The organism is Jatrophihabitans cynanchi (genome assembly GCF_027247405.1).
In the GTDB taxonomy this organism is placed as follows: Bacteria; Actinomycetota; Actinomycetes; order Mycobacteriales; family Jatrophihabitantaceae; genus Jatrophihabitans_B; species Jatrophihabitans_B cynanchi.
In genome coordinates, this window is sequence record NZ_CP097463.1 from 48,521 (window position 1) to 62,495 (window position 13,975).

At 70.9% G+C, this 13,975-nt stretch carries 11 protein-coding genes; 8 read left to right on the forward strand and 3 right to left on the reverse strand.

The features are described 5' to 3' along the window. Nucleotides 1–52: 52 nt before the first annotated feature. From M6B22_RS00235 to M6B22_RS00250, 4 genes are all read left to right on the forward strand, one after another. Entirely contained in the window at nt 53–721 is a 669-nt protein-coding gene (locus M6B22_RS00235) for a lysophospholipid acyltransferase family protein (RefSeq protein ID WP_269443750.1), read from the forward strand. A gap of 77 nt (nt 722–798) precedes the next feature. Further along, nucleotides 799–1,734, forward strand: coding sequence for an ABC transporter ATP-binding protein (locus M6B22_RS00240; protein ID WP_269443751.1), 936 nt, complete (start codon nt 799–801; stop codon nt 1,732–1,734). Beyond that, nucleotides 1,731–2,513: an ABC transporter permease gene (locus M6B22_RS00245; RefSeq protein WP_269443752.1), complete on the forward strand. Its 783-nt coding sequence runs from the start codon at nt 1,731–1,733 to the stop codon at nt 2,511–2,513. Before M6B22_RS00240 ends, M6B22_RS00245 begins: the two co-directional genes overlap by 4 nt. Then, a complete protein-coding gene (locus M6B22_RS00250) occupies nt 2,504–3,493 on the forward strand; it encodes a COX15/CtaA family protein (RefSeq protein ID WP_269443753.1) in 990 nt (329 codons plus the stop codon). The genes M6B22_RS00245 and M6B22_RS00250 overlap by 10 nt, the downstream gene beginning before the upstream one ends. Before the next feature lie 102 nt (nt 3,494–3,595). Here M6B22_RS00250 and M6B22_RS00255 read toward each other — a convergent pair whose 3' ends face one another. Next, the gene (locus tag M6B22_RS00255; RefSeq protein ID WP_269443754.1) at nt 3,596–4,843 is read right to left on the reverse strand and encodes a DUF445 domain-containing protein; all 1,248 of its coding nucleotides are present in this window, start codon (nt 4,841–4,843) and stop codon (nt 3,596–3,598) included. Then, nucleotides 4,840–5,700 carry an ATP-grasp domain-containing protein gene (locus M6B22_RS00260; protein WP_269443755.1) on the reverse strand — a complete coding sequence of 287 codons (861 nt, stop codon included), beginning with the start codon at nt 5,698–5,700 and terminating at the stop codon, nt 4,840–4,842. Before M6B22_RS00260 ends, M6B22_RS00255 begins: the two co-directional genes overlap by 4 nt. Before the next feature lie 119 nt (nt 5,701–5,819). On the opposite strand from M6B22_RS00260, the gene M6B22_RS00265 reads away from it, so the two are divergent. Beyond that, the gene (locus M6B22_RS00265) at nt 5,820–7,484 is read left to right on the forward strand and encodes a DUF2510 domain-containing protein (RefSeq protein WP_269443756.1); all 1,665 of its coding nucleotides are present in this window, start codon (nt 5,820–5,822) and stop codon (nt 7,482–7,484) included. 451 nt (nt 7,485–7,935) lie between these two features. Here the strand turns inward: M6B22_RS00265 and M6B22_RS00270 are convergent, their stop codons facing one another. Beyond that, the gene (locus M6B22_RS00270; RefSeq protein WP_269443757.1) at nt 7,936–8,922 is read right to left on the reverse strand and encodes a heme o synthase; all 987 of its coding nucleotides are present in this window, start codon (nt 8,920–8,922) and stop codon (nt 7,936–7,938) included. A gap of 160 nt (nt 8,923–9,082) precedes the next feature. Here M6B22_RS00270 and tkt point away from each other — a divergent pair, with 160 nt between their 5' ends. The 3 genes from tkt to zwf are packed head-to-tail and all read left to right on the forward strand — an operon-like array spanning nt 9,083 to nt 13,973. Next, on the forward strand, nt 9,083–11,209 hold the full coding sequence (gene tkt, locus M6B22_RS00275) for a transketolase (protein WP_269443758.1): 2,127 nt from the start codon (nt 9,083–9,085) through the stop codon (nt 11,207–11,209). 12 nt (nt 11,210–11,221) lie between these two features. Beyond that, entirely contained in the window at nt 11,222–12,331 is a 1,110-nt protein-coding gene (tal, locus tag M6B22_RS00280) for a transaldolase (RefSeq protein ID WP_269443759.1), read from the forward strand. Nucleotides 12,332–12,368: 37 nt separating this feature from the next. After that, nucleotides 12,369–13,973, forward strand: coding sequence for a glucose-6-phosphate dehydrogenase (gene zwf, locus M6B22_RS00285; RefSeq protein ID WP_269443760.1), 1,605 nt, complete (start codon nt 12,369–12,371; stop codon nt 13,971–13,973). The last annotated feature ends 2 nt before the right edge of the window (nt 13,974–13,975 follow it).

Consider the following 13,975-nt stretch of genomic DNA (forward strand, 5'->3'; position numbering starts at 1 on the left):
GACGTATTTCGGGCGAGCTCGCAGGCGCGGGGTGGGCAGGTAGGTTGCACGCGTGCTGTACCGGACCCTCGAGCTCACCGTCGCTCCCGCCCTGCGTGCGGTGTACCGACCCGAGGTCATCGGCCTGCAGCACGTCCCGGCGAGCGGTCCGGTGATCCTCGCGGGTAACCACATCTCGTTCGCGGACGAGATCTTCACGCCCCTCGCCGCGCGGCGCCAGATCTTCTACTTCGCCAAGGCCGAGTACTTCACCACCCCGGGGATTCGCGGGCGCGCGATGGCCGCATTCTTCCATGGTATGGGGCATGTCCCGGTGGCGCGCGCGGACACTCGCTCAGCAGCCGCGGTGATCGACATCGGGGTCGAGGTGCTGGGCGAGGGCCGCGCGCTCGGCATCTTCCCCGAGGGCACCCGCTCGCCGGACGGGAAGCTGTACCGGTTCCGCACCGGCGTCGCCCGGGTGGCCCTGCGCAGCGGGGCGCCGGTGGTGCCGGTCGCGCTCGTCGGCACCCGTGCCGTCCAGCCGCCCGGCACCCGCAGCTGGCACCGCGCCCCCGTCCAGGTGCACTTCGGCGCGCCGCTGCAGTTTCCCGCCCAGCCCGGCGGTGAGCGCAGTTCGCGGGTGCTGCGTGAGATCACCGAGACCGTCCGCGAAGCCGTCCAGGCGATGTCCGGGCAGGAGTACGTCGACGCCTACGCGCAGTCGTCCGCCGCGCTCTGATCCGCGGGCGTGTCGGGGTGCTCACGTCCGGCGATCCCGCGGCACGTTCTGCGCGCGCACGTTCCTACACTGACTTCGTGTCCGCCGATTCCAGCGCTGCCGTCGAGGTCGTCGACCTCGTCAAGGCGTACGGCGCCCGGCGTGCCGTGGACGGCCTCAGCCTGACCGTGCCACAGGGTGCCGTGCTGGCGCTGCTCGGCCCGAACGGCGCGGGCAAGACGACCACCATCGAGATCTGCGAGGGGTTCCGGCGCCCGGACTCCGGCAGCGTGCGCGTACTCGGCCTGGACGCCGTCCGCGACGCCGCCCGGCTTCGCCCGCGGGTCGGCGTGATGCTGCAGGACGGTGTCGGCGGGTACACCGGCGCGAGCGCCATCGAGCTGCTGCGCCTGTTCGCCGCCTACGCCGCACACCCGCACCGGCCGGAGGCGCTGCTGGACGCCGTGGGGCTGACCGAGGTGGCCGGCACACAGGTCAAACGGCTCTCCGGTGGGCAACAGCAACGCCTGTCGCTGGCGATGGCCCTGGTCGCCCGTCCCGAGCTGGTGTTCCTGGACGAGCCGACCACCGGCATGGATCCGCAGGCCAGGCGGGCCACCTGGGACTTCATCCGCAAGCTGCGCACCGACGGCGTCAGCGTCGTGCTCACCACCCATTTCCTCGACGAGGCCGAGCAGCTCGCCGACACGGTCGTGGTGATGGACGCCGGCCGGATCGTCGCGTCGGGCACCCCGGCCGAGCTGACCAAGGCCGGCGCCGAGGGGCAGATCCGGTTCCACGCCGCGCCCGGGCTGCGGCTGGTCTCGCTGATCGCGGCACTCCCGGCGGGAACCCACGCGGTCGAGGAGACGCCCGGCCACTACCTGGTGACCGGCGATGTCGACCCGCAACTGCTCGCCACCCTGACCGCATGGTGCGCCGGGCAGGGCGTGCTCGCCGAGAACCTGTCGGTCGAGCGGCGCAGCCTCGAGGACGTGTTCCTCGAGCTCACCGGCCACGGCCTGCGCACATGAGCACCCCGTTGACCGCCTCGTTGTCGTTCGTGCCGGCGCCGGCCGCCGCGCCGCGCTCGCGCATGCTCGCCGCGCAGACCCGCATGGAGTTCCGGCTCCTGCTGCGCAACGGCGAGCAGGTCGGCCTGACGCTCGTCATCCCGCTGCTGCTGCTGTTCTTCTTCAACCTGCCGTTGCTGTACTCGCTCGGCGTGCCGCGCCGCATCGACTTCGTGGTGCCGAGCATCATCGCGCTCGCCGTGATGTCCGCGGCGTTCACCGGCCTGGCGATCGGCACCGGGTTCGAGCGCAAGTACGCGGTGCTCAAACGCCTCGGGGCGACGGCGCTGCCGCGTGCCGTGCTGATCGGCGGCAAGACGCTCGCCGTGCTGTTGCTCGAGGTCGTCCAGGTGGTGCTGATCTGCGCCGTGGGTTTCGCGCTCGGCTGGCACCCGCACGGCGACCCGCTGCTCCTGCCCGTACTGATCGGCCTCGGCACGCTCGCGTTCGGCGGCCTCGGGCTGCTGCTCGCCGGCACGCTGCGGGCCGAGGTCACGCTGGCCGCCGCCAACCTGATCTGGCTGGTGCTCCTGTTCGCCGGCGGCATCGCGATCCCGCTGTCGAAGTACCCCTCCGGCGTTGCGGACGTGCTGCAGTACCTGCCCTCGGCGGCACTCTCGCACGGCCTGCACGCCGTGCTGCAGGACGGTGCCGGGCTGCCGGTACACGACCTGCTGACGCTGGTGGTGTGGACGGCGATCGCCTTGCCTGCAGCGGCGAGCTGGTTCCGATGGGAGTAGCGACGACGCCTGTGGGGGCGGCACCGCCCGCGGTGCTCCCCCGCCACGTCGCGCTGCTGCGCCGCGTCATCCCGCCCGCGTTGCGCGGCCGGACCGCCTTCCGCCGGTTCGCGCTGTGGTCGGTGCTGACGAACGTCCTGATCGTGGTCAGCGGCGGCGCGGTCCGGCTGACCGATTCCGGCCTGGGCTGCCCCACCTGGCCGCGCTGCACGGATGCGTCGCTCACACCCACGCACCAGTACGCGATCCACGGGGTCATCGAGTTCACCAACCGGCAGCTCACCTTCGTCGTCGCCTTCTTCGCCCTCGCCACCTGGCTGATCGCGATGGCGCGCGTGGAGCACCGGCGGCTGGCGACCGTTGCCGCGCTGAGCATTCCGGCCCAGGCCGTCCTCGGTGGGCTGACCGTGCTGACCCACCTGAACCCGTGGCTGGTGGCCGCCCACTTCATGCTCTCGATGGCGATCCTGTTCGTCACCGCGTGGGTGTGGTGGCGGGTGCGCGGCTCCGCGCCGGCGCTCGCCGTCCCGCCCGCCGCGCGCATCCTGGCGCGGGTCACCGCGGTGGTGGCGGTGGCGGTGCTGGTGCTGGGCACGGTCGTCACCGGCGCCGGTCCCCATGCCGGCGACAAGGACGACTCGGGCAAGGTGCACCGGATCGGGCTCAAGGTCTCGTCCATGGCGCAACTGCATGCCGACTCGGTGATGGTGCTGATCGGCGTGAGCATCGGGTTAGTCGCGCTGTGCTACGCGATCCGGGTCGCCGACACGGTGCGCCGCGCAGCCTGGCTGCTGCTGGCGGTCGAACTCGCGCAGGGCGTCATCGGCTACACGCAGTACTTCCTGCACGTCCCGCCGGTACTCGTCGGGCTGCACATGTTCGGCGCCTGCCTGCTGTGGCTGGCCGCGCTGCACGTGCTCGCGCTCGTCGAACCGCGTGCCACGGGCGAGCCGTCAGATGCGTCGGTGCCCGAGGAGTGACCCTGGTGGGCCAGGTGGCCGGGTGGCCGGGCAATCACGCCTCGCTGTCGATCGCCGAGCGTCGCAATGTGCCGTTGGCTCGACACCACCTGGGAGGCGGCGTCAGAACAGCTGGCTGATCGCGTAGATCGCCAGCCCGGCGAGCGCTCCGACCACGGTACCGTTGATCCGGATGAACTGCAGGTCCCGTCCGACCTGGAGCTCCAGCCGCCGGCTCGTCTCCTCGGTGTCCCAGCGCTGCACGGTCGAGGAGATCACGCTGGCCAGGTCCTCGGCGTAGTACGTGACGATGTGCCCGCTCATCCGCTGCAACGCCTCGTCCACCTTGGCGCCGATCCCCGGGTCGTCGCGCAACACCTGGCCCGCGCGGACCGTCAGCGACTGCACCGTCCGGCGCAGGTCCGAGTCCGGATCGGCGGCCCCGTCGACAACGAGGGCCTTGCCGCGCACCCACAGCGTGGACAGCCACTCGCGCACCTGCGGGTGCTCGAGCAGTTGCAGCTTCGCCTGTTCGACCTTGGCCCGCTGCTCCGGATCCTCGCGCAGCCGCCGGGCGAGATCGCGCAGCTTCGCGTCGTAGGTGTGCCGCAGCTCGTGCTCCGGTTGCATCGACACGTCCGCCAGGAACGACTGCACGGCGCTGAAGCCCTTGGCGAACACGCGGTCGTCGACCCAGTCCGGCACCCACTCCGGCGACTCGTCGGCCAGCCGGCGGCGGAACACCCCGCGGTTCTCGTCGAGGAAACGCATCGTCCCGCGCAGTGTCGCGGTGAGCACGGCCTGGTGCTGCCCGGAGTCGCACACCGCGTCGAGCAGCCGGGCGAGAAGCGGCGAGACGTCCAGCTCGCGCAGCTGCTTGTCCGCGAACCCCGCCACGGCGGTACGCAACTCGTCGTCACGCAGCACCGAAGCCAGCCCGCTGACCGCGTTGCTCAGCTCCGCCGCCACCTGCCGCGCGTGGTCCGGATCGGCCAGCCACTCGCCCACCCGCTGCGGCACGTGCGCGGCGGCCAGCCGCTCGCCGACGATCGCCTCGGTGAGGAAGTGTTCGCTGACGAACCCGGCCAACCCCTCGCCGATCTGATCCTTCTTACGCGGGATGATCGCGGTGTGCGGGATCGGCAGCCGCAGCGGATGGCGGAACAGGGCCGTGACCGCGAACCAGTCGGCCAGCCCACCGACCATGGACGCCTCGGCGGCCGCCTGCAGGTAGCCCCAACCGCCGTGCCCGTCGCCAACGGCCCGGCACACCACGAAGACGATCGCGGCAACCACCAGCAGCCCGCCCGCGGTCGCCTTCATCCGCACCAGGGCACGGCGGCGCGCTGCGTCCGGCAGCGGAATCGTCATACCCGGGCCGCGATCGCCGCTGCGAACCGGTCCGCGGCGGCCGAGCAGTACGACAGGAACAGCGACGGCTCGGCGAGTTCGAGCTCGCCCAGCAACGGCCCGTCCGGCGTGGGCAGCAGATCTGCCCGCACGTACAGCAGGTCCTCGCCGAAACGCTCGCGCAGCAGCGCGATCGCCTTGCCACCGACCGCCAACTCGGCCTCGGTGGGTACGCGCTCGCTGATCCGCTCCTCGACGTACAGCTCGTAGCCGCCGAGCGGGTGGACCGTGCCGTACGGCAGCATCGCGCCCTTGCCGATCGCGTGGCTGAACTCGCCGTCGAGGTAGATCAGCGCGGTCTCGCCGCTGTGATCGACGTCGGCCAGGTACGGCTGGACGAGTGCGGTGCGACCTTCGCGGTGCAGCAGTTGCACGTGGCGCCGTCCGCCCTCCGTGTCGCCGGCGGCGAACCGGCCGGCGCCCCGCGAGCCCGCCCCGACGGTCGGCTTGACGACGTACTCGGCGTCAGTCGGCAACTCGGCGCTCTCGCCGGGGCGCGCGAAGCTGCTGGGCACGATCGGCACGCCTGCTGCGGCGAGCGCGGCCAGGTACCTCTTGTCCGCGCTCCACTCGATCACGTTCGCGGGATTCGCCAGCCTCGGCACCGATCGCGTCCATTGCAGGAACCGTTCGGGCGTGTCGGTGTAGTCCCACGGGCAGCGCACCACCGCCAGGTCCGCCGACCAGTCCGCGGCGGGGTCGTTCCACACCTGCCAGCGGGCGGCCACCCCGACGCGTGCCAACGCCTCGACCAGCACGGCAGCGTCCTCGTCTCCGTCCGGCAGGGCGGCACAGGTCACCAGGGTCACGGCGGGCATGGGTCGATCCTAGGGAGCGCCTCTGCCGGGCGTTGTCCTCGCCCATGTGGCGCAGCACGAACAACTCGCGACGTGTCAAGATCACACCGTTCGCGGACCCACCACCTGGGAGGTAGCTCGTGGCCGAGGCCGGCTGGTACCCCGACCCGCAGGACCCGAACGCACTGCAGTTCTGGGACGGCCAGCGCTGGACGGCCAACCGGCAGCCGGCCACCTTCGCGGCGCCGCACGCCGCCCGGCAGCAGCACGAACCACCGCGCCAGCCGTGGGGCGGGCAGCCGACCCAGGCGCTGCCACCCGTCGTGCCGACGACGCCCGGCCGGCCCCAGGCGCCCGGCCAACCACAGGCGCCCGGCCAACCACAGGCACCCGGCCAACCACAGTCACCCGGCCAACCGCAGTGGTCCGCACCGCCTCCCCCACCGGTTCGCGGCCGACTGCGGCTCTGGTTCGCCGGCGGCCTGGTGGCGGTCCTGGTCGCCGCGGGCTTGATCACCTGGCTGGTGTGGCCGAGCCAGACGACCGCGCTGACCTATCAGGGGACCACGATCGCCGCACCGGGCACCGTGCTGCAGAGCGCCGAATCGACGGTGAAGAAGCTGGTCGCCGACCGTCACGGCGCGATGAACGAGCAGAGCCGGTGCTACTTCAGCAAGCCGACGAAGCGACCGTCCGGAGCGAGGAAGACCGACGTCGACGATCACCTGACGTGTGGCCCGGTCCTGTTCGTCGACGGTGACCCGGCCAACGCCTACCTCGCGGTACCGTTCCGGAGCGAGAACGCCGGCGGCAAGGCGCAGCTCACCCCGACGGACTCGCTTGCGGACGTAGAGCCGGCCGCCGTGCCCGACTCGGTCACCCTGGTGCGTCCGGACGGGAAGTCGACACCGTCCGGAACCGGCGGACTGTCCGTTCCGAAGCCGCCGGCCGCTGACAAGGACGTGCTGACCGCCGCGCAGCTGGGCGAGACCAGTCCGCCTCCCGCACTCGAGGGCGCCACCATGATCGGCAGGAGCTCCGGGGTCACCGTGCTCGCCGCGGGCTCGATCGACCGCTACGGCTCCGGCGACGACGCACGCTCGGCACCGGCCGGCGAACAGCTGATCGCCTTCAAGGTCCGTACCGAGAGCGGCGATGTCGACAAGAACGGGTCCGCGACCGTGTCCGTGGCCGTAGCAGGCTCCGCGCCACGTCCGCTACCGCGCATCAGCGGACCGGACGACTACGTGGTCGTCGCAGCGCCGACCTCCGCCGCGGTGAGCCTGCAGCTCGCCGACGGCGGGTTCACCCAGGAACTCTCGCTTCCCGACGGCAAACCTGGCGCCGGCAACATCGCCGTGCTGGCGCGCAAGCACCGCACCGCGACGATCGGCAAGAAGGTCGACGTGCCGGTTCACCTGCGTGGCGCCGACGGCTCGGCTGACGTCACGTTCCACGCGAGCGCCGCAATTGCCTCGCTCGACTTCTGGGTACCGAACCACACCGATCGGCACCCGGCGAGCGCGGCGAACGCGATGCTCTCGGTCGATCTGGACTACACCGATCCGCACTCCCCCGGGCACACCTACGGCTTCGACCCGCAACTGCTCAAGCTGCGGCTGCCGGACGGCAAGCTCGTCGCGGCGCACAACATCGCTGCAGCCGGCAAGATCTTCAACGTCTTCGAGGTGCCTGCGGACTTCACGTCCGGCACGCTGCAGGTCGCCGGATCGGAGACTGTGGGGTCGGTGACGCTGACGATCACCCATGCGGTCGGGTTCGCGATCGCGATTCCGGCCGGCTGAGCAGGCGCGTCCATCCGGCCGGCTGCTCACCACTTCCCCCCTCCGGTTACCAGAATCCGGCCCGGAATCTCGTCACCCGGTGGGGGAAGCGGGCCGGAACTCGTCACACGGTGGGGCAAGACGCCGCGCTCTGGTGTCTGGGAGGGAAGGCGCCGCGTTCTCGTCACCCGGTGGGGCAAGACGCCGCGCTCTGGTCTCTGTGTGGGGGAAGCGGGCGCGGGCGGGATGCGGAGCGATCGCGCGTCTGCCACAGGGCAGCTGGGCCGCTCAGCCGGCGCCGCAGTAACCCCACTTCCCCCCTCCGGTTACCAGAATCCGGCCCCCAATCTCGTCACACGGTGGGGGAAGCGGGCAGGAATTCGTCACCCGGTGGGGCAAGACACCGCGCTCTGGTGTCTGGGAGGGAAGGCGCCATGATCTCGGCACACGGTGGGGGAAGACAGCCCGGGCGTCAGCGGACGAAGGTGTCGACCGCGACGGCCACGAAGACGAAGGCCAGGTAGCTGTTGGACAGGTGGAAGAACGCCATCGGCTTGGCACCGCGGTCGGCCTTGGTGCGTGCGTGCAACCGGTGGGCGGCCACGATCAGCACCGCACCGGCCCCGGCCGCGAGCCCGCCGTAGACCCAGCTGGTCGCGAGCGGCCACAGCGCCAGCGACGCCGCGACGGTGAGCCAGGTGTAGATCACCATCTCGGCGGTGACCCGACTGGGCGAAGCGACCACCGGCAGCATCGGCACGCCGGCCTTCGCGTAGTCCTCCCGGTAGCGGGTGGCCAGCGCCCAGGTGTGCGGCGGCGTCCAGAAGAACACCACCGCGAACAGCGCGAACGGTGCCCAGGCCAGACTTCCCGTCACGGCGGACCAGCCGATCAGCACCGGCATGCAGCCCGCCGCACCACCCCACACGATGTTCTGCGAGGTGCGTCGCTTGAGCAGCGCGGTGTACACGAGCACGTAGAACGCGATCGCGGTGAACGTCAGCGAGCCGGCGAGCCAGTTCGTCGCCAGTCCGATGGCCAGCACGGACGCGGCACCGAGCAGCAGCCCGAAGACGAGCGCGCCGGTCGGCGACACCTCGTGCCGGGCAAGGGGACGTCGACCGGTCCGGCGCATCACCGCGTCGATGTCCCGGTCGAGATAGCAGTTCAGCGCGTTCGCGCTGCCGGCGGCCAGCGTGCCGCCGAGCATGGTGACCAGCGCGACCCACCACTTCGGCAGGCCCTGCGCGGCGAGCACCATCGACGGGAGGGTGGTGACCAGCAGCAGCTCGATGATGCGCGGCTTGGTGAGCGCGATGTAGGCGCCGACCCGCGTCCGGTGCGCGGCCCGCGCTCGCCCGGCGTGCGGCAGCCGGCGCTCGGTGCGGACCGGCTGATCGGCCGACGACTCGCTCGCACTCTGGCCCGCGGCTGCGGGCGCGACCGGCGTCTGCGTCACCTGCTCAGGGTAGCCCGTGCGGACGGGCGTACTCGCAGCCAGTCTCGAGCGCGCGCGGCGGGTGCGCCCGGCCAACTGCCTGCGCGCCGTACTCACGGGTGGCTAGGCTCGTAGTGGAGCCGAACACCGGCCCCGCGAGTCTGGAGAGGACAACAGCGACGTGACCGACAACGCTTCCGGCACCGGCGTCGAGACCACGCACCCGGCGTGGTGGACCGATCTGGACACCAAGGCGGTGGACACCGCGCGGCTGCTCGCGGCGGATGCGGTGCAGAAGGTCGGCAACGGTCACCCGGGCACGCCGATGAGCCTCGCCCCGCTCGCCTACCTGCTCTACCAGCGGATCCTGCGGCATGACCCCACCGACCCGAACTGGATCGGTCGCGACCGGTTCGTGCTGTCCAACGGTCACGCCTCGCTCACCCAGTACTGCCAGCTGTTCCTGTCCGGCTACGGCCTCGAGCTCTCGGACATCCAGGCCCTGCGCACCTGGGGGTCGCTGACGCCGGGTCACCCCGAACACGGTCACACCGCAGGGATCGAGACGACGACCGGGCCGCTCGGCCAAGGCGTCGGCAACGGTGTCGGCATGGCCATGGCCGCGCGTCGCGAGCGGGGCCTGCTCGACCCGGACGCGGCTCCCGGCGAGTCCCCGTTCGACCACTACATCTACGTGATCGCCGGCGACGGCTGCCTGGAGGAGGGCGTGTCGGGCGAGGCGTCCTCGCTCGCCGGGCACCAGCAGCTCGGCAACCTGATCATGTTCTGGGACGACAACCACATCTCGATCGAGGACGACACCAACGTCGCCTTCAGCGAGGACGTCCTCAAGCGCTACCAGGCCTACGGCTGGCACACCCAGTACGTCGAGTCCGGCGAGGACGTCGTCGGCCTCGAGAAGGCGATCGAGAAGGCGAAGTCGGTCACCGACCGGCCCTCACTCATCGCGGTCCACTCCATCATCGGCTGGCCGGCACCGACGCTGCAGAACACCGGCAAGGCGCACGGCTCGGCTCTGGGCGAGGAGGAGATCCGCCGCACCAAGGAGATCCTCGGCTTCGACCCCGAGGTGCACTTCGCGGTCGACACCGCCGTGCTGGCCCATGCGCGCGAGGTCGTGCAGCGCGGCCGCGATGCGCACGCCGAATGGCAGAAGTCGTTCGACGCGTGGGCCGAGGGCAACCCGGAGCGCAAGGCCCTGCTGGACCGCATGATCGGCCGAAGTCTGCCGGACGGTTGGGCCGAGTCACTGCCGGTGTTCCCGGCCGAGAAGGACGGCAAGCCGAACTCGGTCTCGACCAGGGCGGCATCCGGCAAGGTGCTCACCGCCCTCGCCGATGTGCTGCCCGAACTGTGGGGCGGCTCGGCCGACCTGGCCGAAAGCAACAACACCACGATGGAGGGCGAGCCCAGCTTCATCCCGGCCGACCGGCAGACCAAGGTCTGGACCGGCGGTCCCTACGGCCGCACGCTGCACTTCGGCATCCGCGAGCACGCGATGGGCTCGATCATGAACGGGATCACGCTGCACGGCGGAACCCGCGTCTACGGCGGCACATTCCTGGTCTTCAGCGACTACATGCGCCCGCCGGTACGGCTCGCCGCGCTGATGCAGATCCCGACGATCTATGTCTGGACGCACGACTCGATCGGCCTCGGCGGGGACGGGCCCACCCACCAGCCGATCGAGCATCTGGCCGCACTGCGGGCGATCCCCGGCCTGGACGTCGTGCGGCCCGCCGACGCGAACGAGACCGCGGCCGCGTGGCGCGCCACCCTGGAGCACACCGACCGGCCGATCGCGCTCGCCCTGTCGCGGCAGAACCTGCCGGTGATCGACGCCGCGAAGGTCGCCGACGTCAGCAAGGGTGCGTACGTGCTGGCGGAGGCGTCCGCCGGGCTGCCGGACGTGATCATCGTCGCCACCGGCTCGGAGGTCGCGCTCGCGCTGGCCGCCAGGGCGGTGCTCGAGGACGAGGGCCACTCCACCCGGGTCGTCTCCATGCCGTGCCAGGAGTGGTTCAACGCCCAGCCGGCGTCGTACCGCCAGCAGATCCTGCCTGGCGAGGTCAAGGCGAGGGTCAGCGTCGAAGCGGGGATCAAGCAGGGGTGGCGCGAGATCGTCGGGGACGCCGGCGAGATCGTGAGCATCGAGCATTTCGGGGCCAGCGCCGAGGGGTCGGTGCTGTTCGAGCAGTTCGGCTTCACGACCGATCACGTGGTCGCGGCCGCCCACTCCGCACTGGAACGCGCCGGGCAGGTCCGCGGCGCCACGACCGGCAACTGAAGGGAAATGACTATGGGTGACGCGCTCGCCGACCTCTCGGCGGAGGACGTTTCGATCTGGCTCGACGACATCAGCAGGGACCGGCTTCGCACCGGGAACCTGCAGCAACTCATCGACACCAAGCACGTCGTCGGGGTGACCAGCAACCCGACGATCTTCCAGAAGGCGATCGAGAAGGGCACCGCGTACGACGATCAGGTGCGCGAGCTCAAGACCCGCGAGGTCGCGATCGACGGTGTGATCCGCTACCTGATGGCCTACGACATCCGCTGGGCGTGCGACGTGCTGCGTCCCGTGTTCGACCGCACCGGTGGCAAGGACGGGCGCGTCTCGATCGAGGTCGATCCGCGGCTGGCGTCGAACACCGCGCGCACCACCGCCGAGGCCAAGGGCCTGTGGTGGCTGGTCGACCGGCCCAACGTGATGGTGAAGATCCCGGCGACCGAGGCGGGCCTGCCGTCGATCGCGGCCGCCACCGCCGCCGGGGTCAACGTCAACATCACCCTGATCTTCGGGCTCGACCGGTACGACGCGGTGATGGACGCGTACCTGACCGGGCTGGAGCAGGCGAAGGCGGCCGGCCTGGACCTGTCGAAGATCCACTCGGTGGCCTCGTTCTTCGTGTCCCGGGTGGACACCGAGGTCGACAAGCGGCTGGACAAGATCGGGTCGGACGAGGCGCGCGCGGTGCGTGGCAAGGCCGGCATCGCGAACGCCCGGCTGGCCTACGAGCGGTACGAGAAGGTCTTCGCCTCCGAACGCTGGCAGGCACTCGCGGCCGCCGGCGCGAACACCCAGCGCCCGCTGTGGGCCTCGACGGGCGTCAAGGACCCCACGTACGAGGACACCATGTACGTGGTCGAACTGGTCGCGCCGAACACCGTCAACACCATGCCGGAGGCGACCATGGACGCGATGGCCGACCACGGCGTGCTGCGCGGCAACACGATCGCGGGCACGTACGACGAGTCGCGCAAGGTGCTCGCCGACCTCGAGGCGCTCGGGATCGGCTACGACGACGTGATCGAGCTGCTCGAGGCCGAGGGCGTACAGAAGTTCGAGGACTCCTACGCGCAGCTGACCGAGAGCGTGCAAGGACAGCTGGACAACGCCAAGTCATGACGTCGCCGCACGAACCGACCGCCGGGATGATCGCGGGATGACCGGAACGACCGAGCAGAACGCGCCGGTGACCCCGGCGGCGGAACCGCTCGTCGCACCGGCCGGGACGCCTGCCGGCACCGCAGGCAATCCGCTGCGCGATCCCCGGGACCGGCGGCTTCCCCGCGTCCCCGAGCCGTGCGCGCTCGTCGTGTTCGGCGTGACCGGTGACCTGTCGCGCAAGAAGCTGCTGCCGGCGATGTACGACCTCGCCCACCGTGGGCTGCTGCCGCCCGACTTCGTCCTGCTCGGCTTCGCCCGCCGCGACTGGGGCGACGGGGACTTCGAATCGCTGGCCAAGAAGGCGGCGAAGCAGTATGCGCGCACCTCCTGGGACGAGGAGGTCTGGGCCCGGCTGTCCGGCGACATCAAGTTCGTCCCCGGCTCGTTCGACGACGACGACGCGTTCGACCAGCTGGCCCGCACCTTGGGCGAGTTGCAGGACTCGCACGGCATCAAGGGAAACGCCGCGTTCTACCTGTCCATCCCGCCCGCGCTGTTCCCGACCGTGCTCAAGCAGATGGAGCGCACCGGGATGGCCAACGGCGGCGAGGTCGCCGGGGGCTGGCGGCGGGTGGTGGTCGAGAAGCCGTTCGGGCATGACCTGCAGAGCGCGCTCGCGCTCAACAAGCTGGTGGACGACGTGTTCGGCGCGTCCGACGTGTTCCGGATCGACCACTACCTGGGCAAGGAGACCGTCCAGAACCTGATGGCGCTGCGCTTCGCCAACCAGCTGTTCGAGCCGGTCTGGAACGCCAACTTCGTCGACTCGGTGCAGATCACGATGGCCGAGGACGTCGGCATCGGCGGGCGGGCCGCGTTCTACGACGCCACCGGCGCGGCGCGCGACGTGCTGCAGAACCACTTGTTCCAGCTGCTCGCGCTGACCGCGATGGAGGAACCGGTCGAGTTCACCGCCGAGGCGATCCAGGTCGAGAAGCTCAAGGTGTTGCGCGCCATCACGTTGCCGCACGACCTCGCCTCCTACGCGGTGCGCGGCCAGTACGACCAGGGCTGGCAGGCCGGCGAGCGGGTGCCGGCCTACCTCGCCGAGGAGGGCATCCCGCAGGACTCCACCACCGAGACGTACGCGGCGGTGCAACTCGGCATCGACACCCGGCGCTGGGCGGGGGTGCCGTTCTACCTGCGCACCGGCAAGCGGCTGCCACGGCGGGTCACCGAGATCGCGGTCCTGTTCAAGCGTGCGCCGCACCTGCCGTTCAGCCACACCGACACCGAAGAACTCGGGCACAACCAACTCGTCATCCGGGTGCAGCCCGACGAGGGCGTCACGCTGAAGTTCGGCTCGAAGGTGCCCGGCTCGATGATGGAGGTCCGCGACGTGTCGATGGACTTCCTCTACGGCGAGGCGTTCACCGAGTCCTCCCCCGAAGCCTACGAGCGGCTGATCCTGGACGTGCTGATCGGCGATTCGACGCTCTTCCCGCGCAACGCGGAGGTGGAGGCCTCCTGGCGGGTGATCGACCCGCTGGAGCAGTTCTGGGCGACCCACCCGCCGCAGCCCTACCGGGCCGGCGAATGGGGCCCGAAGGCCGCCGACGAGATGCTCGCCCGCGACGGGCGCACCTGGCGCCGGCCGTGACC